The 26,275-nt window shown below is 44.0% G+C and carries 18 protein-coding genes; 9 read left to right on the top strand and 9 right to left on the bottom strand.

Annotation, left to right across the window (positions count from 1 at the left end; genetic code table 11):
- Window positions 1–20 precede the first annotated feature (20 nt).
- Together RMY31_RS31505 and RMY31_RS31500 are read left to right on the top strand one after the other, a co-directional pair.
- Entirely contained in the window at window positions 21–2,540 is a 2,520-nt protein-coding gene (locus RMY31_RS31505) for a caspase, EACC1-associated type (RefSeq protein ID WP_322658476.1), read from the top strand.
- Between the two features lie 214 nt (window positions 2,541–2,754).
- On the top strand, window positions 2,755–5,334 hold the full coding sequence (locus tag RMY31_RS31500) for a BsuBI/PstI family type II restriction endonuclease (RefSeq protein ID WP_322658477.1): 2,580 nt from the start codon (window positions 2,755–2,757) through the stop codon (window positions 5,332–5,334).
- Window positions 5,335–5,579: 245 nt separating this feature from the next.
- On the opposite strand, the gene RMY31_RS31495 is transcribed toward RMY31_RS31500, so the two are convergent.
- The 3 genes from RMY31_RS31495 to RMY31_RS31485 all read right to left on the bottom strand — a co-directional run bounded on the left by RMY31_RS31495 (window position 5,580) and on the right by RMY31_RS31485 (window position 7,702).
- Window positions 5,580–6,008, bottom strand: coding sequence for a hypothetical protein (locus tag RMY31_RS31495; protein ID WP_322658478.1), 429 nt, complete (start codon window positions 6,006–6,008; stop codon window positions 5,580–5,582).
- Between the two features lie 414 nt (window positions 6,009–6,422).
- Complete coding sequence (locus tag RMY31_RS31490) at window positions 6,423–7,196, bottom strand: hypothetical protein (RefSeq protein WP_322658479.1); 774 nt, start codon at window positions 7,194–7,196, stop codon at window positions 6,423–6,425.
- Window positions 7,197–7,294: 98 nt separating this feature from the next.
- Window positions 7,295–7,702 (bottom strand): hypothetical protein, encoded by a 408-nt coding sequence (locus tag RMY31_RS31485; protein ID WP_322658480.1) that lies wholly within the window; start codon window positions 7,700–7,702, stop codon window positions 7,295–7,297.
- 67 nt (window positions 7,703–7,769) lie between these two features.
- On the opposite strand from RMY31_RS31485, the gene RMY31_RS31480 reads away from it, so the two are divergent.
- Window positions 7,770–8,435, top strand: coding sequence for a class I SAM-dependent methyltransferase (locus RMY31_RS31480; RefSeq protein WP_322658481.1), 666 nt, complete (start codon window positions 7,770–7,772; stop codon window positions 8,433–8,435).
- A 125-nt stretch (window positions 8,436–8,560) separates the two neighbouring features.
- On the opposite strand, the gene RMY31_RS31475 is transcribed toward RMY31_RS31480, so the two are convergent.
- From RMY31_RS31475 to ureE, 4 genes are all read right to left on the bottom strand, one after another.
- Window positions 8,561–15,298: a HAMP domain-containing protein gene (locus RMY31_RS31475; protein WP_322658482.1), complete on the bottom strand. Its 6,738-nt coding sequence runs from the start codon at window positions 15,296–15,298 to the stop codon at window positions 8,561–8,563.
- 622 nt (window positions 15,299–15,920) lie between these two features.
- Entirely contained in the window at window positions 15,921–16,517 is a 597-nt protein-coding gene (gene ureG / locus RMY31_RS31470; RefSeq protein WP_322658483.1) for an urease accessory protein UreG, read from the bottom strand.
- Window positions 16,518–16,634: 117 nt separating this feature from the next.
- Window positions 16,635–17,327 (bottom strand): urease accessory protein UreF, encoded by a 693-nt coding sequence (locus tag RMY31_RS31465; RefSeq protein WP_322658484.1) that lies wholly within the window; start codon window positions 17,325–17,327, stop codon window positions 16,635–16,637.
- The gene (ureE, locus tag RMY31_RS31460) at window positions 17,302–17,748 is read right to left on the bottom strand and encodes an urease accessory protein UreE (protein ID WP_322658485.1); all 447 of its coding nucleotides are present in this window, start codon (window positions 17,746–17,748) and stop codon (window positions 17,302–17,304) included. The genes RMY31_RS31465 and ureE overlap by 26 nt, the downstream gene beginning before the upstream one ends.
- Before the next feature lie 432 nt (window positions 17,749–18,180).
- Here ureE and RMY31_RS31455 point away from each other — a divergent pair, with 432 nt between their 5' ends.
- The 4 genes from RMY31_RS31455 (at window position 18,181) to RMY31_RS31440 (ending at window position 22,749) form a co-directional block, all read left to right on the top strand.
- The gene (locus RMY31_RS31455) at window positions 18,181–19,329 is read left to right on the top strand and encodes an FIST signal transduction protein (protein WP_322658486.1); all 1,149 of its coding nucleotides are present in this window, start codon (window positions 18,181–18,183) and stop codon (window positions 19,327–19,329) included.
- 5 nt (window positions 19,330–19,334) lie between these two features.
- The gene (locus tag RMY31_RS31450) at window positions 19,335–20,948 is read left to right on the top strand and encodes an ATP-binding protein (RefSeq protein ID WP_322658487.1); all 1,614 of its coding nucleotides are present in this window, start codon (window positions 19,335–19,337) and stop codon (window positions 20,946–20,948) included.
- 102 nt (window positions 20,949–21,050) lie between these two features.
- The gene (locus RMY31_RS31445) at window positions 21,051–22,355 is read left to right on the top strand and encodes a sensor histidine kinase (protein WP_322658488.1); all 1,305 of its coding nucleotides are present in this window, start codon (window positions 21,051–21,053) and stop codon (window positions 22,353–22,355) included.
- Window positions 22,356–22,539: 184 nt separating this feature from the next.
- Window positions 22,540–22,749 carry a hypothetical protein gene (locus tag RMY31_RS31440; RefSeq protein WP_322658489.1) on the top strand — a complete coding sequence of 70 codons (210 nt, stop codon included), beginning with the start codon at window positions 22,540–22,542 and terminating at the stop codon, window positions 22,747–22,749.
- Window positions 22,750–22,763: 14 nt separating this feature from the next.
- Here the strand turns inward: RMY31_RS31440 and RMY31_RS31435 are convergent, their stop codons facing one another.
- Both RMY31_RS31435 and rppA read right to left on the bottom strand, forming a co-directional pair.
- Complete coding sequence (locus RMY31_RS31435; RefSeq protein WP_409878972.1) at window positions 22,764–24,044, bottom strand: sensor histidine kinase; 1,281 nt, start codon at window positions 24,042–24,044, stop codon at window positions 22,764–22,766.
- A 118-nt stretch (window positions 24,045–24,162) separates the two neighbouring features.
- The gene (gene rppA, locus RMY31_RS31430) at window positions 24,163–24,843 is read right to left on the bottom strand and encodes a two-component system response regulator RppA (protein WP_292723872.1); all 681 of its coding nucleotides are present in this window, start codon (window positions 24,841–24,843) and stop codon (window positions 24,163–24,165) included.
- A 140-nt stretch (window positions 24,844–24,983) separates the two neighbouring features.
- On the opposite strand from rppA, the gene RMY31_RS31425 reads away from it, so the two are divergent.
- Both RMY31_RS31425 and RMY31_RS31420 read left to right on the top strand, forming a co-directional pair.
- On the top strand, window positions 24,984–25,370 hold the full coding sequence (locus RMY31_RS31425; protein WP_409878970.1) for a hypothetical protein: 387 nt from the start codon (window positions 24,984–24,986) through the stop codon (window positions 25,368–25,370).
- Window positions 25,371–25,582: 212 nt separating this feature from the next.
- Complete coding sequence (locus tag RMY31_RS31420) at window positions 25,583–25,792, top strand: hypothetical protein (RefSeq protein ID WP_322666362.1); 210 nt, start codon at window positions 25,583–25,585, stop codon at window positions 25,790–25,792.
- Window positions 25,793–26,275 lie beyond the last annotated feature (483 nt).

Here is a 26,275-nt window from a genome sequence, read left to right as displayed (position 1 = left end):
CAGCAAGGAAGAATAGCCAGATGGCGAAAGTAGCACTTCTAATTGGGATAAGCGAGTATGAGTCTAATCTAACCCCATTACCAGCGGCGGCAAAAGATGTTGAAGCAATGCAGCGAGTTTTGCAAAACTCCGAGATTGGCGGTTTTGATGAGGTAAAAGTACTGGTAAATCCTCAACGACAAGCAATGGAGGAAGCCATTGAAACCTTGTTTGATGGTCGTCAAAAAGATGACCTCTTGCTGTTATTTTTCTCTGGTCATGGCATTAAAGATGAGAGCGGTAAGCTTTACTTTGCTACTTGCAACACCCGCAAAAATTTACAGGGGAGACTTGTTGAGACAACCGCAGTAGCAGCTAGTTCTGTGCATAGGTTCATGACTACTAGCCGCTCTAAGCATCAAGTAGTGATTCTTGATTGTTGCTTTAGTGGTGCGTTTGCCGAGGGTATGTTAGCAAGAGATGATGGTTTTGTAGATGTCAAAAACCAATTAGGTGGTGAAGGACGGGCTGTTCTCACATCTAGTACTTCAACTCAATATTCTTTTGAACAACAAGGGGCAGATACTTCAACTTACACGCGCTACATAGTTGAGGGACTGGAGACTGGTGCAGCAGATTGGGATGAAGATGGTTGGATTTCGGTTGATGAATTGCATGATTATGCTGCCAAGAAGGTACAAGAAGCTGCTCCAGCAATGAAACCAGAGATATATCCTGTCAAAGGAGGTTATAAAATCAAGCTTGCCAAAGCACCTACTGACGACCCTAAGCTCAAATATCGTCGAGAAGTTGAGTATTGGGTAGAGGGTGGTAACGGTGAGATTTCTTTTATTGGTCGCGCGGCATTGGATGGGCTACAAGATGGGCTAGAACTAGCACCTGAGGAGGCTGCTGCAATTGAAACTGAAGTTTTAGCACCTATTGAAGTTTACAAGAAAAAATTGCAGCGATATGAGCAAGCATTACGTAAGGAGATTGAAAATGAGGTTCCGCTCAGTGATAGAACTCGCGCTAATTTAAAACGTCTTCAGCAAGTTTTAGGACTAAGAGATGAAGATATAGCCTTAATTGAAGCTCCGATAATTACGGAACAAAAAGTCACCACATCTCCAGTAGATGTCAATTCTACACACTCCCGCAATAGCAATTATTTAAACTACATGGGAGCGTTCATTATCGGAATAATTGGAGTAGTGATTGGTGGTACTGTAGTCTATTTTCTAACCAAAAATTCGTCTACAACTGTAGTTGCGCCTACACTAAATTCTTGTGCTAAAGAGACTTATAGTTTGAATGACAACATTAGCCTGGGCGAAGAAATTTTAGATAAACAAGATACGAACTCAGATAAAGAAGCTGGATCTAGGGCATTTTTAAATGGTGATTGTCAGACTGCTATTAATAAATTTGATTCATATCGAATAGCTAACCTCAGAGATCCAGAAGCCTTGATTTACCTGAATAATACTAAAGCTCGTCAGCAAGGAGAGCGGCTTAAAATTGCTGTGAGCGTACCCATTGGCACTAACCGAAACGTAGCACAAGAGATGTTACGCGGTGTGGCTCAAGCCCAAGATGAAATAAATAACAATGGTGGTATTAAAGGCAAAGCTTTGGAGGTGGCGATCGCTAATGATAACAATAACCCAAGCAAAGCCGCACAGCTTGCCACTGAGTTTGTCATAGATACTCACATTTTGGCTGTCGTGGGACATAATTCTAGTAATGCTTCCCTCTCCGCAGCCCCAGTCTATCAAAAAGACGGGTTAGTAATGATATCTCCGACTAGTTATGCCCAAAACCTTACCAGTATTGGCAACTATATCTTCCGCACTGCTCCTAGTGTTAAATCTATAGCAGATAGCGTCTCTAATTACGCTATTAAAAAAGCAGGCAAATCCAATTTTCTGATCTGTGTTGATTACCAAGGGATAGATAATCAATCGTTTAACAGTGAGTTTGTCAGAGCAATCAAGGCTGCTGGCGGTCAGATTAATTCTACAGAGTGCGATATTTCTGCCCGTGACTTTAACCCTAGTGCTGTCATTTCTCAAGCTGTAGGTAGCGGTGCTAATGGATTGGTGTTAGGTCTTTATATAGACAAAATCAAGCAAGGTCTAGCGGTAGCACAATCTAATCAAGGACAGTTGACTGTATTTGGTAGTCCGACACTTTTCACTGACGAAACCTTAAAGGAAGGCAGAGGTATCGACGGACTGATCATCTCTGCACCTTGGTATCCCGCAGCATTTCCAAATAACATCTTTGTGCAAAAAGCTCAGAGACTTTGGGGTGCAACTGTGAATTGGCGAACAGCTACAGCTTATGATGCAACTTTAGCAATAGTCAAAGGTTTGGAGCAAACTAACAGGCGCGATGAATTGCAAAGGGTGCTGCACAGTCCAAGTTTTTCAGTCGATGGTGCCACGGGAAAGATTCAATTTTTACCATCAGGCGATCGCACAAATAATCCCATCTTCTTAGTCAAAGTTCAACGAAAAGCTAGTGCTGATGAATATGAATTTGTGCCGCTTAAGTAGCTGTCATAAACTGGTGAGCAAGGGACGCAAAGACGCAGTGCAGTGAGGAAGTCGGAGTCTTGGCGGTGAGGTAGTAGTTGCATAGATTAATCAGCGATCGCCACATTCCATTCGCCATAGCATTTAAAAAGACGGATAATCATGAGAAAATCCCACAACTAAGGATAAAAAAGATTTCTTCCCCAGTCCCTACTCCCTATTTTCAAGACATATCGTGAGCATTCCATCAAGTAGTAAAGCTTTCGTAGCAGGTGATAGAAGTATTTTAGGTTTCAGCAGCCTCGCACAATTATCTAGGGGCAACTTGCTTGCAGAAGTGGATCTGCATCGGGCTGTAGCAAGTTTTAAACTAAGACAAAATAAAAAAGGATTAATGGGGCAGTTTCTTACCCCCGCTTCGGTGGCGGAATTGATGGCTGGGATGTTTGATAGGCTGGATTTGCCTGAAATATTTTTGCTTGATGCTGGAGCTGGAATCGGTTCATTACTAGCCGCTTTTGTGACCAAAGTATGCCAACAGCAACAACATACGTCAAGTTTACGTATTGTAGCCTATGAAATTGACCCTTTTCTGATCGGGTATTTGCGCCAGACTTTAGAGCTATGTGCCAGGGAATGCCAACATGTAGGTATTTCTTTCAATTACGAAATTCGTGAGACTGATTTTATTGAAGATGCTGTTAAGCGACTTCAGCTTGGTTTATTAAATAATACAAATCCAGCAGAATTTACCCATGCGATCCTCAATCCACCTTATTTAAAAATCAACGCTCATTCCCAAGTTAGGAAATTGCTACGTTCTATAGGTTTGGAAACTAGCAATCTTTATACTGGTTTTATGGCTGCCACAGCACAACTGCTAAAACCACAAGGCGAGTTTGTAGCGATTACCCCGCGTAGTTTTTGCAATGGTCCGTATTTTTGTGACTTTCGGAAGATGTTTTTGGAGATGATGGCTTTACAACAAGTACATCTTTTTGAGTCGCGGCAAGAAGCATTTAATGATGATGTTCTACAAGAAACTGCGATCGTCCGAGCTACAAAACAAGAGCAAAAGTTTAGCAACGTAATCATCAATACTAGCTTTGGTGCTAATGATGACTATATCATGTCACACTCTGTACCATATGCGGACTTAGTTCACCCTGACGATAAAGAGCAGTTCATTCATATTCTTCCAGATAAAATTAGCCAGCAATTTGTTCAGCAAATGGCACTTTTCACTTGCACTTTACAAGATTTGGGGCTAACAGTTTCAACTGGAAAGGTTGTAGATTTTCGAGCTAAAAATTACCTCAGAACAAATTCCGAAAAAAATACTGTTCCTTTGATTTATCCGGTAAATTTCTCAGATGGATATATAGAGCATCCCAAAATAACCAAAAAGCCCCAAGCTATAGTGCATAGAGCAGAAACAAAGAATCTTCTAGTACCAAATGAGCATTACGTTCTCTGCAAAAGATTTTCGTCAAAAGAAGAGAAAAGACGGATTGTTGCGGTCATTTATAATGCCGATCGATTTGATTATGCTTATGTCGGCTTTGAAAATCACTTGAATTACTTTCACAAAGAGGGGCGTGGACTTAGCTATACCTTGGCTTGTGGGCTTGCAGTTTATCTTAATTCAACCTTGGTTGATTCATTCTTTCGGTTGTTCAATGGACATACTCAGGTAAATGCAACAGATTTGCGGAAATTAAAGTATCCTACTTTGGAACAACTATTGTCTTTAGGGACGGAAATCAAAGAACAGTTTCTCTCTTTGCGCGCAATCGATGAACTTGTGGAAAATAAGTTACTGAGTATGTCGAATCAGTCAGGCAACAATCCCATCGCAATTAAGTCTAGAATTGATGAAGCGGTGCAAATTTTGTCACAATTGGGCTTTCCACGAAGACAGCTTAACGAACGGTCAGCTTTAACCCTTCTGGCGTTACTTGACTTAAAGCCGACAGACTCTTGGCAATTAGCAACTTCCCCTTTTATGGGAATCACGCCGATGATGGAATTCATGGCTCAGCATTATGGCAAAACCTATAAGCCCAATACACGAGAAACAGTACGCCGCCAGACAGTACATCAATTTCTAGATGCTGCTTTGATAGTTGCTAATCCAGACGATCCAAGCCGCCCTATCAACAGTCCAAAAACTGTGTATCAAATCGAAGCAAGTGCGCTCGAACTATTACGAACCTACGGTACTGAGGAATGGGAAAAAAGCATCCGTACTTACCTTGCTTCTATTGAAACCTTAAAAAAGCAGTATGCTCAAGAGCGTGAAATGTCCCATATTCCCATAATAATTGAAGGAGAAATTAAAACTTTATTGCCAGGGGGTCAGAATATTCTAATTGAAAAAATTATTAATGATTTTGCCCCTCGTTTTACTCCTGGTGGAAAGCTCATTTATGTCGGCGATACAGATGAAAAGTTCGCCCACTTTGATGAAGCAGCATTAGTGGATTTAGGCGTTAGTGTTGCTCGCCATGGCAAAATGCCAGATGTAATTATCCACTTGACAACAAATAATTGGTTGGTGTTGATTGAAGCTGTAACGTCACACGGCCCAATTAATCCAAAGCGAAAGAAGGAACTTGAAGTTTTATTCAGAGGCGTAAGAATACCTCTGGTTATGGTGACATCATTCTTGAGTCGCAAGACAATGGTGGAATATCTGGCAGAAATTGCTTGGGAAACAGATGTTTGGGTTACTGAAGATGCAACTCATCTAATTCATTTCAATGGTGAACATTTATTGCAGGCTTACCAAATAGAAAAAAATAAAACTTCCTGAATATACAGCGGATTTCAAGTTGGTGAGGCAGCATGAATTCTGAACGGCAGTTGCTACAAGTCAGGGAACCCGCCAACGCACTGCCTCCTCCTGACTCCTGAATTATGCTGTAGCTATGATTTAGGCTGTTTTAAAAAATTGAATAATTTCACGCACACGATCGATAAATTGTCCATCGGTGGTAAGGGAAGCGATCGCATTTCTCGCTCCCCTTACCATGTCACTACTTACTTATAATGCACATCCTAACTTGTTACTGCTGCTTTGCTTCCATTATCGTTGCCGTTCACAGTAGCAATGTATGACGGTTGCTGAGAACTGGAAGTTGGCGACTCGCCTCGCAGTCTCTTGCGGCGCTGGCTTTTAGGAACTCCTCCCGCCATACCGTACTCTACACTACTTTTGCCATATCGAGTCCCAACTCCCAACAGCATATGCTCTGCCATATCTGCCAACTCGTCCTCTGTTTCCAGCATTTCACGGTACAATTTATCCAGGTTGGAAAGTGCAGTATTGTATGCATTTTCTTTAGTTCGCATCGTCTCGATCAGAGTTAAAAAGGCAGGCTGAGTAAGTCCGTGGCCTAAATTTAAATTCACATCAATTGAATTGATGCCAGCCGCACGACGCACTGCTTTTTCTAATACCGGAGAGGTTCTTTTTCTACGAGCCATGATATACACCTTTCAATAGAGTACAGTTAATATTCTTTACCTTAAAAAACTTCCGTATCGATCGGCTTGAGAGAATTCCGGCAAATCTCTAATGGCTTTTGCTACAAGCGCGATAGTTGTCATGAATGCGCGATCTACTGAAATGAGAAAGCAAACTGGGGTTTGAGAAAGTAAACTGCCGTTTGCTTGCTGAATCTACTGAAATGAGAAAGCAAACTCCAGTTTGAGAAAGCATTTAGGCAAAATGAGAAAGCAAACTGGGGTTTGCTTATTGAATTAGACATATTATTTGTTCTTGAGTGCGATCCCGCACAGTGCCAAAAGCGATCGCATCAACCTTTGCGACGACGGATGAGGTTACATTCAACATCTCTACCAAAGAATTTGTCGAAATAATTAATTGAAGCGGTATGATTAAGCTGATTTAAAAAATCGGATAATTTCGCGCACATGGTCGAGAAATTGCCCATCGGTAGAAAGTTGAGCGATCGCATTTCTCGCTTCTCTCGCCAAACGTTCGTGTTCGGTTTGATTTGTAGCGCGTAATTCTTCCAAATTAGCCGCAATTCGGGCTAAGTCTCTGCGAGTTTCTTCGGCAAAGCGTTGTTGGGTTGCTGGCAAAGAGTAAGGCTGTTCTGGATTGAGTTGTTCTTCTATCTGCCGAACTTTCTCTTCTAAAGAGTTGAAGCGATCGCGCAGTTCGACAATATCTTCACGGGGATATTTCCATTCTTGACGAATCATTGCCAACCGCGCATATAAATATTCGTAAGCACGGATAGCCGGACGGAGAATAGTTAATAACAAAGCTGCACCAGAACTGATATATCCCACGGCACTAATACCAGTAGCAGCGAGGGTATAAAGACCAACAGCTGAAAATAAGTGTAAAGCAAGGGCAACCCAGAGCGATCGCTTTGCTAACACCTGGACGTATTTCACTTGTTTATGATCGACTGGAATGTTTTTCTCTTGTGATTGTGCTGCTTCTGCTAAAACTTCTTTGGCTTGAAAATGCACATTCCACGGGACGGTGACAATTACCAATAACCACCAAAAACTTGCACCACCAATCACCCAGTCGAGGAAGTTGCCAGCAGGTATGTGGAACCATTGCAGCACTCCAAAACCCAGCAGCACCGCTGCCAAAATTCCCACAATAGAACTAATCAAAAAGTTGAAATACATGTTGCCCTGTCTTTGGTAAAACTATCACCTCGATTGTGGCTACACCTTAGCACTTATACGGATATACTTATGATGGTTTTTCTAATTGCACATACGAGTTATTCAATGAGATAGCTGCGCCAGATAGGTTGAGCTTCCTTACTACCCTTATCTAGAAGTAACAATCGCCAGGTTTTGCCTTCTTGTTGAATTTGCAGATAAATATCAAATGGTTGTTGCGCTTGCGTCAACTGTCTCTTTGGTAGCTTGACGATCGAGTCGTAGGTTCCTCGAACCCGGAAAGCTGGTAAATTTTCAATTGTTAGCGGTTTTTCTTGAGTAATAGATAACCGCTTGATTTCAAATCCTTGGAAATCTAAATCCAGTTGTTGGTTGAGTTGCTGTTGGGTTTGCGATAGCTGAAGGGCGATCGCTTTTTGCACTAACTGGCTAGTTGGTAGCAATCCAATACTGCCACAAGCTGTCAATAGTACCAGCAAAATTGCTGTAAAAACGAGCCGCACCATGTAATTTCTGATATTTCACTCTCCAGCGTTAGTATAGCGGTAGATGCGTTAAATTCCCTAATGTCCTATGTCAACACAGACGATTGGTCTTAATAAGCAGCTTTACGATTACCTTTTATCTACTTCTGTGCGAGAGCCTGAGATTCTCTGGAAGTTACGCCAAGAAACTGCTAGCCATCCCAGAGCTACAATGCAGATATCACCGGAACAAGGACAGTTTATGAGACTGCTGGTGCAACTCATGGGAGCAAAGAAAACCTTGGAAGTTGGCGTATTTACAGGTTATAGCTCGCTTTCTGTAGCATTGGCGTTGCCTACCGATGGCAAAATTATCGCTTGTGATGTGAGTGAGGAATTTACAGCGATCGCTCGGCGATATTGGCAGCAAGCAGGGGTTGCCGATAAAATTAATTTGCGCTTAGCACCAGGCTTGGAAACTTTAGATGCACTATTGGCAGATGGCCAAGCTGGGACGTTTGATTTTGCCTTTATCGATGCTGATAAAGAAAATTATGATGGCTATTACGAGCGAGTTCTGGAATTAGTACGTCCAGGTGGATTGATTGCTATTGATAATGTTTTATGGTCTGGACGAGTTGCCGATCCCCAAAATCAAGATGAAAGTACTAAAGTTATCCGCGCTCTCAATCAAAAGTTACATGATGATGAACGAGTCACACTGTCTCTTGTCCCAATTGGCGATGGACTAACTTTAGCACTCAAGCGAGGTTGATGCAGACTTAGGAATATTTATACCAAGTTGCACTTTAAAGGCGTAACTGGGGGATGAGAAAGATCAGGGAAACGCAAAGAAGGAGAATGTCCCCGCGTCCCCGCATCCCCACGTCCCTTGAGGATTTATTGATATAGCCAAACGCGCAAGAGCGAAAGCAATTGTTCAGTGTCAACGGGTTTGGTGATGTAGTCTGATGCGCCTGCTGCAATACACTTATCGCGATCGCCTTGCATGGCTTTAGCTGTCAGTGCAATTATTGGTAAACCTTGAAATTGTTCATCCTGGCGGATCAGGCTCGTTGTCTCATAACCGTCCATTTCTGGCATCATTATGTCCATCAAAACTATATCAATGTCTGGTGTCTCTTCTAAAACTCTAATACCTTCGCTGCCGTTCTCGGCATATAAAACCTGCATTTGATAGCGCTCCAGCATACTTGTCAGCGCGAAGATGTTACGTACATCGTCGTCTACGATTAGCACTTTTTTGCCAGCGAGTAAGTAGTCTCGAGAATGCAATTGTTCTAATAACTGTCGTTTGGGTACAGGCATATCCGCCTGTACTCGGTGTAGGAATAATGCTGTTTCGTCGAGGAGACGTTCGGGCGATTGCACGTCTTTGAGGATAATCGTTTCCGCTATCCGCCTGAGTTCAGTTTCTTGTGTTTTGCTAATTTCTCTGCCCGTGTAGACAATAATTGGTAAAGTTTCACCATTGGGTTCTTGCTTAATCTGCTCGATCAGTTCAAATCCAGTCATATCAGGTAGTCCTAAATCGAGGACGAGGCAATCAAAATGCTGAGAACGGATGGCTTCTAGTGCTTCTTGTCCAGTACCCACAGCAGTGGTAGCAACATCACTGTTGCCGATTAATTCAACAATGCTATGCCGTTGAGTATCGTCATCTTCTACTACTAGCAAACTCTTTACCCGACGCTCAACAAAACCTTTGATTTTAGTCAATGCCTCAGATATTCGCTCGCTGGTAACGGGTTTTTGCAGATATGCGATCGCTCCTAATTGCAAACCGCGTTGTCGTCCTTCCTCAACTGTCATAATATGTACGGGAATGTGACGCGTATTTGGGTCATGCTTTAAGCGATCTAATACTGTCCAACCATCCATTTCTGGCAATCGAATATCCAGCAAAACAGCTGAAGGTAGGAAGTGCTGTGCTAGGTTTAAACCTGCACTGCCACTTTGAGCGGTTATCACTTTAAATCCTTGCTGCCGTGCCATATCTATCAGAATACGTGCAAAGTTAATGTCATCCTCAACAACCAGCAGCACGCGATCGCCACTTTCGATAATAGCGCGATCGTCGCTGATGAGGGTTGAGTGCTGAGTACTGAGGAGCCGATGCGCTGCGGCAGAGTTTCCTTCCGTAGCAACTGGCGTTGCTGAGTACTGAGGAGCCGGTGCGGTCTTGGGGTCTCCCCAAGTAGAGAAAGTGGCGTTGCTGAGTGAGGAACTTGGGTTACCTTCTGGAGAGAAGGAGTAATGCGAAGTGGGGAGTAGTGCTGTTTTAGGCTCAGGACTCGGAATTCGGAACTCAGAACTGAATTGCGGCAGGTAGAATGTAAACGTGCTACCTTGACCGGGGCGACTGACAAGTTTGATTTCTCCGCCAAAGAGGTGGGCAATTTCACGGCTAATTGATAAGCCCAATCCAGTGCCACCATATTTACGACTGGTAGTGCCGTCGGCTTGCTGAAACGCCTCGAAAATAACTTTCTGCTTGTCCTGAGCAATGCCAATACCCGTATCGGTGACTGAGAAAGCAATTACCATCTGGGCACGATTCAAGGTTTCCTGGTTGAGGCTCCATCCTTGGTTTGCCACTTCAATCCGTAAGCGTACCTCTCCACGTTCTGTAAATTTAAAAGCGTTGGAGAGGAGATTTTTCAACACTTGTTGTAAGCGTTTCACGTCCGTATGGATGGTGTCTGGCAATTCGGCAGCCAAGTCAATTGCGAAGGCGAGTCCTTTATTCTGAGCTACTTGCCCAAAGGTACGCTGAATCTGCTCGGACAATTCTGGCAATACCATCTGAGTCATGTCAATTGACATAGTTCCAGATTCAATCTTGGCGAGATCCAAAATGTCATTGATTAACGCCAGCAAATCAGTACCTGCGGAGTAAATTGTCTGGCTGTATTCGACTTGTCTGTTGGTGAGGTTTCCGTCGATGTTATCTGCCAACAGCCTCGCCAAAATCAACAAGCTATTCAGCGGTGTCCGCAGTTCATGGGACATATTCGCCAGAAACTCCGATTTATATTTTGAAGACAGTGCGAGTTGTTCGGCCTTTTCTTCCAAAGACCGTCTTGCTTGTTCGATTTCGCGATTTTTGCGCTCGACTTCTCTCTTTTGCTGCGCTAACAACTCTGCTTTTTCTTCTAACTCGGCGTTGGTTTGCTGTAACTCTTCTTGCTGTCCTTTGAGTAAATCTTCAGAGGTTTTGAGGGATTGGGCTTGTTGTTCGAGGCGTTTGTTGGTTTCTCTGAGTTCGTTTTGCTGAGTTTGCAGTTCTTCGGCTAGCGACTGGGATTGCTTGAGCAATTCTTCAGTCCGCATGGAAGCAGCGATGGTGTTGAGAACGATCGCAATACTTTCGGTGAGTTGATCGAAGAATGTCAAATGAATTTCGCTAAAGCGGCGGAATGAAGCTAACTCAATCACCGCTGTCACCTGCCCTTCAAACAGTACGGGTAAGACTACGGCATTGAGTGGGCTAGCTTCTCCCAAACCAGAGTTAATTTTGATGTAATCAGTGGGCACTTCCGACAGCAGAATTCGCTCTTTTTCCAGGGCGCATTGTCCCACCAAACCTTCACCCAAGTGAAAGCGGTTCGCCAGATGCTTGCGTTCGCGGTAAGCATAGCTACTGAGTAGTTTGAGATAAGACTGAGTTTCTATTGCCTCCATCAAGTAGAATACGCCATGTTGCGCTCCTACCAGGGGTGCTAGTTCGGAGAGAATGAGTTTGGATACGGTTTCCAAGTCTCGCTGACCTTGCAGCATTCGGGTAAACTTGGCTAGGTTAGTTTTTAACCAGTCTTGTTCAGTATTTTTCTGGGTTGTTTCCCGGAGATTGGCAATCATCTGGTTGATGTTGTCTTTGAGGATTGCCACTTCCCCTAAAGCTTCCACAGCGATGGAACGAGTTAAATCGCCCTTGGTCACGGCTGTTGCCACTTCGGCGATCGCCCGTAACTGAGTTGTGAGTGTGGCAGCTAGTTCGTTCACGTTGTCCGTCAAATCTTTCCAAGTCCCAGCCGCCCCAGGCACCCTAGCTTGACCGCCCAGTTTTCCTTCAATTCCCACTTCCCTTGCCACTGTAGTTACCTGATTGGCAAAGGTCGCCAGGGTATCAATCATTTCGTTGATTGTCTCTGCCAAGGTTTCAATTTCTCCCTTGGCATCTAGCATCAGTTTGCGCTTCAAGTCGCCATTAGCAACCGCCGTCACAACTCTAGCAATACCTCGCACCTGGGCTGTCAAGTTCCCCGCCATCGAGTTCACGTTGTCAGTCAAATCTTTCCAAGTGCCTGCAACACCTTGAACCAAAGCTTGTCCGCCTAACTTACCTTCGGTTCCCACTTCCCGCGCTACCCGCGTTACTTCACTTGCAAAGGAACTGAGTTGATCCACCATCGTGTTAATGGTGTTTTTCAGATCCAAAATTTCGCCTTTCACATCAACGGTGATTTTCTTGGAAAGGTCGCCATTCGCCACCGCCTTAGTCACTTCGGCAATGTTCCGCACCTGGGCTGTCAGGTTCCCCGCCATCGAGTTCACGTTGTCGGTCAAATCTTTCCAGGTGCCACCGACTCCTCTAACGTAGGCTTGCACGCCCAGTTTTCCTTCGGTTCCCACCTCCCGCGCCACGCGCGTCACTTCCGATGCGAAGGAGTTAAGTTGATCCACCATCGTGTTAATGGTGTTTTTCAGTTCCTGAATTTCGCCTTTGACATCGACGGTGATTTTCTTGGATAAGTCGCCATTTGCCACCGCCGTGGTCACTTCGGCAATGTTCCGTACTTGGGCTGTCAAACTTCCCGCCATGAAGTTCACACTGTCAGTTAGGTCTTTCCAAGTACCCGCTACGCCTTTGACTTCTGCTTGCACGCCTAATTTCCCTTCGGTTCCCACCTCCCTAGCAACCCGCGTTACTTCACTTGCAAAGGAGTTGAGTTGATCCACCATCGTGTTGACGGTGTTTTTCAACTCTAAAATTTCACCTTTGACATCAACAGAGATTTTCTTGGAGAGGTCGCCATTGGCTACTGCCGTTGTCACGGCAGCAATGTTCCGCACTTGGGCTGTCAAACTGCCTGCCATGAAGTTCACACTATCTGTTAAATCTTTCCAAGTACCTGCTACGCCCTTGACATCGGCTTGTACGCCCAGTTTCCCTTCACTTCCCACCTCCCGTGCAACCCGCGTTACTTCTGATGCGAAGGAGTTGAGTTGATCCACCATGATGTTGATGGTGTTTTTCAACTCTAAAATTTCACCTTTAACTTGAACGGTAATTTTCTTGGATAGATCGCCATTTGCGATCGCTGTGGCAACTTCGGCGATGTTTCGTACTTGGTCGGTGAGGTTCCCCGCCATCATATTCACCGCACCAGTCAAATCTTTCCAGGTGCCTGCCACCCCTCGTACCTCGGCTTGCACGCCCAACTTACCTTCGGTTCCTACCTCCCTGGCAACCCGCGTTACTTCACTTGCAAAGGAACTGAGTTGATCCACCATTGTGTTAATAGTATTTTTCAACTCTAGAATTTCGCCTTTAACATCAACAGTGATTTTCTTAGAGAGGTCGCCTGTTGCCACCGCTGTTGTCACTTCGGCGATGTTCCGCACTTGGGCTGTCAAACTTCCCGCCATGAAGTTCACACTATCTGTCAAATCCTTCCAAGTACCTGCAACACCCCGGACATCAGCTTGTACGCCCAGTTTCCCTTCACTGCCTACCTCCCTGGCAACCCGCGTTACTTCACTTGCAAAGGAGTTAAGCTGATCCACCATCGTGTTAATGGTGTTTTTCAGTTCCAGAATTTCACCTTTCACATCAACAGTGATTTTCTTAGAGAGGTCGCCTGTTGCCACCGCCGTGGTCACTTCAGCAATATTACGCACTTGGGCTGTCAAACTTCCCGCCATGAAGTTCACACTATCTGTCAAATCCTTCCAAGTGCCAGCTACACCCTTCACATCGGCTTGTACGCCCAGTTTCCCTTCACTGCCCACCTCTCTAGCAACCCGCGTTACTTCTGATGCAAAGGAACTGAGTTGATCCACCATGATATTGATGGTGTTTTTCAACTCTAAAATTTCGCCTTTGACATCAACAGTAATTTTCTTAGAAAGGTCACCGTTGGCGATCGCTGTGGCAACTTCAGCAATATTCCGCACCTGTCCGGTAAGATTACCCGCCATTAAGTTCACGTTATCGGTCAAGTCTTTCCAGGTGCCTGCTACCCCCCGGACTTCTGCTTGTACGCCCAACTTACCTTCGGTTCCCACCTCCCTAGCAACCCGCGTTACTTCACTTGCAAAGGAGTTGAGTTGATCCACCATCGTGTTAATAGTGTTTTTCAACTCTAAAATTTCGCCTTTGACATCGACGGTGATTTTCTTGGAAAGATCGCCTGTTGCCACCGCGGTCGTTACTTCTGCAATATTCCGTACTTGGGCTGTTAAACTTCCCGCCATGAAGTTCACACTATCCGTCAAATCTTTCCAAGTACCCGCAACTCCCCGGACTTCCGCTTGACCGCCCAATTTTCCTTCTGCACCCACTTCTCTAGCAACTCGCGTTACTTCACTTGCAAAGGAATTGAGTTGATCCACCATGATGTTGACGGTGTTTTTCAATTCTAAAATTTCGCCTCTGACATCAACGGTGATTTTCTTGGAAAGGTCGCCATTTGCCACCGCCGTCGTTACTTCCGCAATATTACGGACTTGGGCTGTCAGATTACCAGCCATTAAGTTGACGTTGTCGGTCAAATCCTTCCAAGTACCTGCTACTCCCCGCACTTCTGCTTGTACGCCCAGCTTACCTTCAGTTCCTACTTCACGGGCAACTCTTGTTACTTCACTAGCAAAGGAATTTAGCTGATCCACCATCGTATTGACGGTGTTTTTAAGTTCGAGAATTTCGCCTTTGACATCGACGGTGATTTTCTTGGAAAGGTCACCGTTGGCGATCGCTGTGGCAACTTCGGCAATGTTCCGCACTTGACCAGTCAGATTACCTGCCATCAAGTTAACATTGTCGGTCAAATCCTTCCAAGTACCTGCCACGCCGCGCACTTGGGCTTGCACGCCCAGTTTCCCTTCTGTTCCCACTTCTCTAGCAACTCTTGTTACTTCAGAAGCAAACGAACCGAGCCGATCTACCATCGTGTTGACAATATTAGCCGTTTGCAGAAACTCCCCTTGGAGGGGTCTACCGTCAATTTCTGTGGCGATCGTTTGGGATAAATCGCCATTAGCCACCGCCCGGATCACGCGAGTAGTTTCAGATGTCGGTTGAACTAAATCTGTAATTAAAGTATTGACAGAACTAACACAATCTGACCATGAACCACGAACATTTCCTAGAGAAGCGCGTTCAGTAATCTTACCTTCTTTGCCAACCACATTACCGATCCGCTGTATCTCTGCCGCCATTTGCTCATTCTGCTCAATAATATGGTTGAGCGTATCGGCTATTTTACCTGCCATGCCAACTTGGTCAACAGGCATCCGCGCCGAGAAATTACCTTGTTTGACAGCAGTCAGTGTTCTCAGTAGTTGTTTTAAATCGAGATTGTCGCTATCTCTAGTTAACTGTTCAGTAGCCATAGCCTTATCCTTAATAAATTTTTGTATGTTTTTGCATCACCGTATCTACCTAAGATAACTTTCAGGTAATGCTTAGCACTCATTCACTCTTGGACAATGTTTGGGTTAGTTTTAGCTCCTGCACCTGCTGTATAACCGTAACTACTGCCAGAAACACCACTTAGCCAATGATAGCTATTAGTTCACTGCTTGAGAGAACTGGCAAATATTTTTAAAGAATATAAGGTTAAATTAAGAATTACTTGTTATCTCTTCTCCAGAGGCTCAAACACCTTTGTCTAGTATGTTCTTAATATTTAAGCCAGTATAATTACTTATAATTAGCCTAAGATACTTGAAAAGTCATTTAAAATAAGAAGCTGAGTGCCATTAAATATAAAATACACTTTTGGTTTGCAGTCAGCGCTTTAATGCATTTAAAAAAATCAATACTAGACCTAACAAACTTCAGCGTGTTTATACTTATTTTTTTTGAAAATAGAGACTGGAGAGTAGGGATTGAGAAAAGGTTAAGAGCAAAAGCTTCGCTTTGGGGAAGAGGGAAAGGAATTCAACAAAGTTCTTCCACTTTCTCTTTAACCTTTTCGCCATTTTGCCTAGTCCCCAGTGACTTTGAAAATTGCTAACAAAAATTTGTGCGGACAAAGTTAATCACATCTGCTAGACCTTTGTGAGTTTTCAAATTAGTAAAAACAAAGGGGCGATCGCCACGCATTTTTTTAGCATCCCGCTCCATTACACTTAAATCTGCACCTACATATGGTGCAAGGTCAGTTTTATTAATCACCAGTAAATCTGATTTGGTAATGCCAGGGCCACCTTTGCGGGGAATTTTATCACCAGCCGCCACATCGATGACATAAATCGTTAAATCTACCAATTCTGGACTAAAGGTAGCAGCTAAATTATCGCCGCCACTTTCTAAAAACACCAAATCTAAATTAGTAAATCGTTGTTCTAATTGTTCAATAGCTGCCAAATTCATAGAAGCATCTTCACGAATAGCAGTATGAGGACAACCGCCAGTTTCCACACCCAAAATGCGATCGCTTGCCAACGCCTGAGAACGCACCAAAAACTGAGCATCCTCTTGCGTATAGATATCATTTGTTACCACCGCAATCTGGTACTGCTCGCGCAATGCCTTACACAAAGCATCAACTAAAGCAGTCTTTCCCGAACCCACAGGGCCAGCAACCCCTACTCGAAATGTACTCATTATAGTTAGTTGTCAGTTGTCAGGAGGCAAAAGGCAAAAAGCAAAAGTGAAGAATCATCTCCCTTGTCTCCCTTATCTCCCTTATCTCTCACATCCCCGCGTCTCCCCCAGTCCCTCCTAACTTCTAAACAACCTTGTATACTGCGTTTCATGCTGCATACTAGCTAGCGATAAACCCCAGCTACAGCAGCCGAGTTCATCGTCCTCCAAAGCCATTATTTCTGTTGCTGCGGCACTAATCAATGGTTGCAATTCTAGTAATAGTTCTTGTCCTGCTGTTTGACCAAGGGGGATGAGTTTTACCCCAGCAGTAATTAGATTACTTGCCCAGCTATGCAGATATCCTAGCAAGGCAGCTTTAATATTGATTTGCCAATGGACAGCAGCAATACCAACTGCGATCGCATAATTGCAAGGATTACCAACAGCGTTGGCTAGAGGCAAGATTTGCGGTTGGAGTTTACCAAGTAACTGTATCAGCGATCGCCCCATCTGCCAGCTGGAGTTGCGTAACTCTTGGGTTTCCCTAGCAGCTGATAACCACATGTTCCAACGACATAGCGCCTCCATATCACCCATATTCCCAGATTGATAAGCTCGTACCATCACCGCCGCCTCTAATCGAATTGCCCCATAATGCAGTTCAGCTTGTAACCAGTGCTTTAAAGTAGTTTGATTTGCGATCGCACCATTTTCTACCAGCGTTTCCAATCCTTCAGAATAACTATACGCTCCCACAGGTAAAGCTGGACTAGCTAACTGCAAAATACATAAAAACTGGCTATCAGTGAGCGTGATGGTGTTGTCCATAAGCACCTAATTCCGGCTGAAACGGTAGAATTTCCTCTTTGATTTCTAGTCCCAGTTGTTCCAACATGGTGCGTAAAACTGGATCGGTCGATAAACGTAAATAACTTGGGGTAATTTCTACAGGTACATGGCGATTTCCTAAGTGGTATGCTGCCCGCATCAACAAAAGCGGTGTTTGGGCAAAGACTGTTAAAACTGATTCTGGTTTGGCAGTGATTCTGATTACATTATTATTGGTTTCATCTTGCAGAATATCACTATCCCGCAGAACTGTTCCTCTGGGCAAACGCAAAAACACAACTTTGCCATCTTCAGTCTCAAAGCGATGACGACTGCGAGTGCGTTCTTCTGCTGTGAGCGCTAGAGTCAAAGTGACAGCTACATCAGGGTTAGGTGGTTTACGTTTGGTCAACGTCAGCATGATGAATGATATAAAAATAGCAAATTGTGTCTAGGTGAATTTTAAGCTGCTAGTTGAAAAAGGGAGCAGGAGTATGAAGGGGCAAGGGGGCAGAGGGAGAAATAACTACTAACTCTTGTACAGACGCGATTAATGAGCCAGCGCGTTGCGGGGGTTTCCCCCGTTGTAGCGACTGGCGTCGCGTCTCTACTCAACACTCTTTTGCAACACAATCTGTTGAACTCAAGACTGGAATGGGAATACTAGGTGAGTATTTATTTACCACGGTATATGCTTTACTATTTCCTGTCGTCTTTGTAGCTTTTTACTCCTTTAACTTTTACCATATAAAATAAGGGCTAAATCGTTCAAATAGTCACAGTTTTTTGGGATAGTAGGCTGCTCGTGGCTGAGATTGTCCAAGAGAAAATATAGAAGGATTACTGGCAAGCCATGTTGAAAGTTGCAGTAGGTCACAGTAACGATCCAGATGCCTCAGCAGCCATTGACGAAGTTATTGAGCAATGTATCCAATCTTTAGCAGGTCAGGTTCCTCAAGCAGGAATTCTCTTTACGGCGATTGACTTCGATCATCCCCTGATTTTAGAACGGATTCAAGATGTGTTTCCAGGCATTGATTTGATTGGAGGTACAACGGATGGAGAAATATCATCAGTACTGAATTACCAACAAGATTCTGTAACTTTGATGGTATTTTGCTCAGATCGAGTTGAAATTCATGCTGGACTTGGACGAGGGGTGTCAAAAGATCCCATTGCTGCTACTCAACAAGCCGTTCAAGACGCACAGCGTCAAAGTCAATCACTAACCAAGTTGTGTCTAACAATTCCAGAGAGCCTCACAACTAGCGGTGTCCGGATTTTGGATGGCTTAAAGCAAGCACTAGGTCATAACACCTTGATTGTCGGGGGTACTGCTGGCGATCAACAGCGGATGCAACATACATACCAATTTTTCCGTGGCGAGGTCTTGAGTGATTCAGTCCCCGTCCTGCTGTTTTCTGGAGATGTGTTGTTCTCGTTTGGGATGGCAGGGGGGTGGAAAACCATTGGTACACAAGGAATTGCCACTAAGGTCGATCGCAATATTCTCTATGAAATTGATGGTAAACCTGCTTTGGAATTTTATCTGCATTATTTAGGTGCGCCTCCTTCAGATGAATATCCACTGGCTGTCTATGAACCAAGTGGGCAAAAATATTTTATGAGGGCACCTAGTGGTTATGATGAAGAGACAGGCAGCATTAACTTTTTCACCGATATTCCAGAAAAAGCTCAGGTGCAAATGTTGGAAGCCAGTCGCGAGGAACTGGTGTCAGCATCCCAAACCTCATTTCGACAAGCTTTAGAGAGTTATCCAGGACAGGAACCTTCAGCAGCTGTTTTAATTTCTTGTGCAGCTCGCCGTCACCTTTTGGGCACTCGCACTGAAGGAGAATACCAGACAATTAAAGCAAATCTCGCCAAAAATTTACCTTGTTGCGGGTTTTATTCCTACGGTGAGTTAGCACCTCTGGAACCAAAGAGTGAAACTTATTTCCACAACGAGACGTTTGTAACGTTATTGTTGGGAGTGCAGTAGGGACTATGCCAGCTTTTGACCGCGAAAGCAAGTATCAAGAACTAGAAAAAGAGAATCGGATTCTCAAGAAACAGTTAGAACGCTCTACCGCCGATCGCATGAGGTTAGAGGAGACAATTGAGAAAAGACAATCACTATTAAGGCAAGTAATTCAGGAGTTGCGGGAATCTCAAGAAAAGCTGGAATCACAAAGAATTCAGTTAGAAGCGGCCAAAATTGTAGCCGATAAAGCTAATGAAGCTAAGAGTGAATTTTTAGCCAACATGAGCCATGAATTACGGACACCGCTCAACGGTATTCTCGGATATGTGCAAATTCTGCAACGTTCTCAAACACTGAGCGAAAAAGATAAAAAAGGTGTTAGCATCATTCATCATTGTGGTTCTCACCTCCTGACGTTGATTAACGATATCTTGGATCTGTCTAAGATAGAAGCTCGGAAATTGGAACTCAATCTCACCACGTTTCACCTACCTTCTTTCCTACAAGGGGTTGTCGAAATTTGTCGAGTGCGAGCTGAGCAAAAAGGAATTGCCTTTATTTATGAACCCAATTCTCCACTGCCTACAGGGATTCGTGCAGATGAAAAACGCTTGCGACAAGTTTTGCTCAATTTGTTGGGCAATGCGATCAAATTCACCGACTGGGGCAGTGTGACGTTTCGCATTCACACTCAAGCGTTCGATTCCCAAGGAAAATCCTGGCAGCGGCTATGCTTTGAAGTGATTGATACGGGTGTCGGCATGAGTCCTGACCAATTAGAAAAAATCTTTTTGCCTTTTGAACAAGTCGGTAGTACCAAAAAGCAAACAGAAGGAACTGGTTTAGGACTGGCGATTAGCCTCAAGATTGTCGCCCTGATGGGCAGTCAAATTGAGGTACAGAGTGAGCCGAACAAAGGCAGTACTTTTTGGTTCGAGCTGGAGGTTCCAGAAGCAGAAAATTGGGCGATCGCATCCACAACAACTCAACAGGGAACGGTCGTAGGTTATCAAGGGAAGAAACGCCAAGTTCTCGTGGTGGATGACAAATGGGAAAATCGCTCAGTTATTGTTAACTTACTTGAACCCATTGGCTTTGCCGTGGTTGAAGCCGAGAATGGTCAAGTAGGACTCGATAAAGCCTTGAAAATGCAGCCTGATTTGGTGATTACCGATTTGACCATGCCCATCATGCACGGCTTTGAGCTGCTGAAGCATTTGCGACAGTCCCCCCAACTCAAACATGTAGTAGCGATCGCTTCCTCCGCCAGTGTCTTTGATGCCGATCGACATCAGAGCTTGGATGGTGGAGCTGATGCTTTTTTGCCCAAACCAGTGCAAGCAGATTTACTCTTAGAAATTATTTGCAAATATCTCAACTTAACATGGGTGTATGACCAAACTGCTACAACTGAGCGATCGCTAACTAATCTAACAAAGATGGTGCTGCCATCTGCCGAGATTCTCAACTGCTTATATGAGTTAGCTCAAGATGGAGAAATTGATGCCGTAGCCGCCGAAGCTGAAAAACTCAAGTTAGCGCATCCTGAATACACAGATTTTGCCCAACAGGTTATCCAAATGGCAGAAGACTGTCAACTGAAACAAATTAAGGATTTTCTCAAGCAATCCCTTTAAGTGCTGAGTGCTGAGTAGAGACGCGATTAATCGCGTCTGTACAAGAGTTAGTAGTTTTTCTCCCCCTGCTCCCCTGCCCCTCTGCCCCCCTGCCCCCTCATCATGTTAGACTTCTCTACTGCATCAATCCTGCTAGTCGATGACAATCCCACTAATTTGTCGGTGCTAAGACAAGCGCTGAAAGAACTTGGGCTAAATGTCCGTATTGCCACAAATGGAGAAGAAGCGCTAGAGCAGGTGCAACGCAAGCTCCCCGATCTGATTTTGCTAGACGTGCAAATGCCTGGAATAGATGGTTTTGAAACTTGCCGCCAACTCAAGTCAAATTTACTAACTCAAGACATTCCAGTTATTTTCATGACTGCTCATTCCAATACTGAAAGCAAAGTCAAAGGCTTATCGGTCGGTGCAGTGGATTATGTGACCAAACCCTTTGAGCAAGAGGAAGTGTTAGCACGCGTGAAAGTGCACCTGCAACTACGGTATCTTACCTCTGCGTTGCAACAAACAAATGAAACGCTAGAGGAACGTGTCAAACAACGCACAGATGCTTTACAAAAAGCACAAGTGCAATTAGTGCAGCAAGAAAAAATGTCAGCTTTGGGTCAGTTGGTGGCAGGAGTTGCCCATGAGATTAATAACCCGATAGGCTATATTGCTGGCAATCTTCACCAAGCAGAACTGGCAGTCAAAGATGTCTTAGGACATCTGCGGCTGTACCAAGCAACATTTCCCGATGCAGGACATGCTATTCAAGAGAATGCCAAAAATATTGATTTAGAATACTTGCTCAGTGACCTGCCGAACATGATTTCGTCAATGAAAGTCGGATGCGATCGCATTCAAAACATTAGCACGTCACTTCGTACTTTCTCGCGTGCCGACAAAGACAGCAAAGTTCTTTGCAATATTCACGACGGCATCGACAGCACGCTGTTGATTCTCAAACATCGCCTCAAAGCTAATGAACAGCATCCGGATATTGAAGTCATTACAGAATATGCAGAGTTACCACTAGTCGAATGTTTCCCTAGTCAGTTAAATCAAGTATTTATGAATATCCTAGCGAATGCAATCGATGCCTTAGAAGAAAGCAATGCCGGACGTAGCTTTGAAGATATCCAAGCTCATCCCAACCAAATTCGGATTCAAACACAACTCAGTCCAGACTGCCAACAGGTGGCGATTCGGATTGCTGACAACGGCATTGGTATATCTGAGGAGGTCAAGCAGCACATTTTTGACCAATTGTTCACCACCAAAGCAGTGGGGAAAGGAACAGGCTTAGGGTTAGCGATCGCCCAGCAAATTGTCGTAGAAAAACATGGCGGAGCAATTGAGGTGAATTCTCTGCCTGGTCCAGGAACTGAGTTTATCATCAACCTGAGTTTGAAATCAGCAACTTAGCTCCAGGGGTTTTATGACAAAAGCTTTTGACAGTGATTTTCGTCAATGAAACATACGCAACTATTAGGGAGCCAAGCCAGAACGAAATTCACAGCGTAATGTTTAAAAATTGATAAAGGTGTGGAATAATACGTAGGCAGTAAATTTAATTTCACCAGCATCAATTTTTAATAGGTGTAAAGCTATGATTGCTCAAAATTACGATTCAAGTTATGGTGAAAACAACTTGCTTCGACAAATCAAAGTTAGAGAAAATCAGCTAAAAATTGCCCAAGAATCTAATATGCTCTATGTAGCTGAAGCATTGCAGAGTCAGTTGTTCAAGTTAAAATATCAATTATCAGAGCAGCAAGACCTTGAATTTCAAGCGTTGATGAGTTTAGTCAACGATTGAAATTTGTGAGGTGGTTAGGAATAGCTTCTCAGCGGTAATTTAATCTGGAATGTCGAGCCTTGACCCTCATGGCTCATCACATGAATGTGACCGCCGTGAGCCTGGACAATTTGTTGAGCGATCGCTAATCCCAACCCAAATCCGCCGCTTTCTCTGGCACGTTCTGTGTCAACCCGGTAAAAGCGATCGAAAATGTAAGGTAAATCTGCCTCTGGAATTCCAATTCCAGTATCAATAACCTGAATTACTGCCCGATCTGGGTGAGGTTCTAAGCGTAACCAGACAGTTCCACCAGATGGAGTGTAATTGCAGGCGTTGTTGAGCAAGTTTTCAACAGCTAGCCGCAGCAAATCGGGGTCAGCCCACAACTTAATGGGTTGTTCTGGTAAATGGCCGATCAACTCGATCGACGCTTTTGCAGCAACAGTATTGTAATAAATAGCTAAATTCTCTAGTAAGCTATTGAGATTAACCTTTTTGAGAGATTCGGGAGTTAATTTTCCCTGATGTCGAGCTAACAGCAATAGGTTATTGACCAAGGTACTCATCGACTTAGCACTATCGATGATGTTCTCCACTGAGGGATGGATTTGGGGATGGTCTGCGGACATTAGTAACCCAACTTGGGCATTGGTCAAAATCGCAGAAAGGGGCGATCGCAACTCATGAGAAGCATCTGATGTGAAGCGTTGCAGTTGATTATAGGCTAGCTGAACAGGCTGCATGGCTATGCCACTGAGTACCCAACCTGTAAGTCCAATTAACCCCAGTGCTACAGGCACAGCTAGCGTCAATATCAACTGAAATTCTCTGAGTTCGTTTTGAGTTTCTGTCAGCGGGATAGCAACTTGCAGATAACCAATGATCGAATTTCCTCCTTGAACAGGTAACGTGACTTGACGCAGCCAAAGCGTCTTACCTGTAAACTGGTCAACGGACTTAATCGTGAGAAACTCAGATGCTATTTCTAACTCTTCTGGAGGTGGAGTACCAAAAAACCGCTTGAGTTTGCCATACGGGTCATACCAGCGAACATAGACCAATTCAATATCAGCGGGGTGAGAACCACTACCCAATAGCGGTATATTGCTCAGATCGACTTCTTTTTGTCCTTGATACAGCCGATACTGCGAACTGGCTGCCATCAGCTCTGCTCTTTTATAAAGCAGTTGATCTAATGCTTTGAGTTTGTCTTTTACCTCAAGATTGTAAATGACTCCAGCAAAGAGAATCAGAATGCACCCCATTGAAAGGGTAAACCAACGAGCTAAGTTACGACGACTGCGGTTAAACACAACTCATGCTAATTCGTAATTCGTAATTCGTAATTCGTAATTTTTAGTTACAACACTTTTCAAGTAATTGAACTACACTACTCCCTCATCCCCCTCATCTCCCAGTCCCCAGTCCCTTTTACGATGGTTCTGGAGGGTTGAGGCGATAGCCCATACCGTAGACAGTTTCAATCCAATCGGCTGCTGCTAATGTTTGCAAACGTTGGCGAAGTTTACGAACTAAAACGGTGATTGCATTGCTTTCTGGTTCACTACCCCACTCCCATACAGCTTGCTCAATCTGGTTGCGAGTCAGGACTTGCTTAGGATGACGCATGAAGTACTCTAGCAACTGAAATTCTTGGCTGGAAAGGGATACGATCGCCCCTTGTCGCTCCAAAATTAGTCTATCGAGATGAAGTTCGAGGTCTGCCAAGCAGAGGGTGTCTCCTTGCCAGAGAGGCGATCGCCTCCTCAATGCCCGCACCCGTGCCATGAACTCTACGATATCAATTGGTTTGACGAGGTAATCATCTGCTCCCGCATCTAATCCTATGACTTTATCAGGTGTGGTATCTTTTGCCGTGATCATTAATACGGGAGCTGTTTTTCCCGCCGCCCGATACTGTTGACACAAACTTACTCCACTAATTCGAGGTAACATCCAATCCAAAATCAGCAGGTCATATTCTTTTTCAGCCAAAAGCCATTGAGCGGTTTCACCATCCTTGACACCATCGACGCTGTGTCCAGCCTGAGAGAGAACCATTTGCAGCGGCATTAATTGCTTTGGATCATCCTCTACCAGTAAGATTTTCATCACCTTTATACACTTGTGCTTGTTTAGAATAATGCATTGAAGCAATCTCAACGTCTTTCATCAGTCAGATTTCAGAAAATTGTCTACCCCATTAGGATATAGATGAAGTGTGACCTAGCAAAATCAGAAGCAGGTGTAGTGTGTGGCGTATTAGTAAACATTGGCTGCAAGGACTGGGATTAGAGTTTTGGTTGCCTCTACCACTGGTAGCGGTTGTGTTTTGGCTTGGCTGTAATTTCCTAGCTGCTCAAGAGTTAAGCCGACCCTACTCCACGAAGAAAAAACTTCAGTCAGATACTCAACTTGAAGCACGGGTATCAGTAAATGTGTTGCTCATTAACGCTGCCGTCAACCGAACTAAAAGAATTACCCAGGTAGAAGTGGAAACAGCAGACCCCATCTTGAAGCGACTGGAATTAGAACTTCCAACAATAGAATTCAGCCAAATAGAAGCGACAATTGCCCAAGAACTAGGTCTACCCCGTCAGGATATTAGGAAGTTAGTGCGCTATGAAATTGTGGAATAACATTCAGCGTATATCACTCTAGAAAAGAAAAATGTAAAAAAGTCTGCATGTAGACAGCCGTAAAACTCCCTACACGCGAACTTTTTGTAAACTAATACTGCTAGGTCGTGCCATGATTATTGCAATTAGGGGAGATTAAACCAATGCTGCCTAACACTTTTGCGAGGTTGTGGCTTTTTCTACTCTTTCAGGCGTGAGCGTCGGGAACATCCATGAATCGAGAAGACTTTGAGGATTTGATTACACGAAATAGGTCAAAGGTGGAATTGGGAAAACGTGCCAAAGCGGCTTTTCTACTTGCTTTAAGCAACACAAATGTCACCCGGACTTATTTTCAAATTGTTAGCCAGAGATTGAGCGTGCTTTCAGAGCCTCTACTGTTCACAGGTATTGTTTGGTCGTACCTCACTTTACTTTTGTGAACATAGGACATGAAAAAGCGACTGGTTAATCTTCTTGTACAACATTGCTATGACCAAAAGCTTGTAACTTTTATATCGTAAGCCCTTAATAACAAAGAACTTTCCACATTACATCCTCAATTAGAATCTTTTGCGAAAAATTTTTGAATATCAGTGCAAATAAAATATTTCTAAAGTCCGTAAATTTTATAGTTGGCTTATCATTTTGGTTCGTGATTCATGCAGCATTCCACTTTTGAGCCATAACGTGTAATTACTGGCTATATATATTGATATAGCGTTGAGCTTTTTTGGCATTGAGCCGACAATCGTGTAATTTCCGTTTAGATGGTAGAGAGTAGAGCATATCCCTGTTCTGTCACTCTCGGAAAACAATAATCGAAGCAAGATTCTGAAACTTTGATTGAGTCAAGCTTTGAGCCTTTATTTTCTAACAGTAACTAAAATTTATAGCCAAAACTTAGAAATTAAAGCCTCGAAAGG

Origin of the sequence: Dendronalium sp. ChiSLP03b, from assembly GCF_034531165.2 — a bacterium.
Lineage (GTDB): Bacteria > Cyanobacteriota > Cyanobacteriia > Cyanobacteriales > Nostocaceae > Dendronalium > Dendronalium minutum.
Note: the sequence above shows the minus strand (reverse complement) of the source record. Positions and strands in the feature narration are given on the sequence as shown.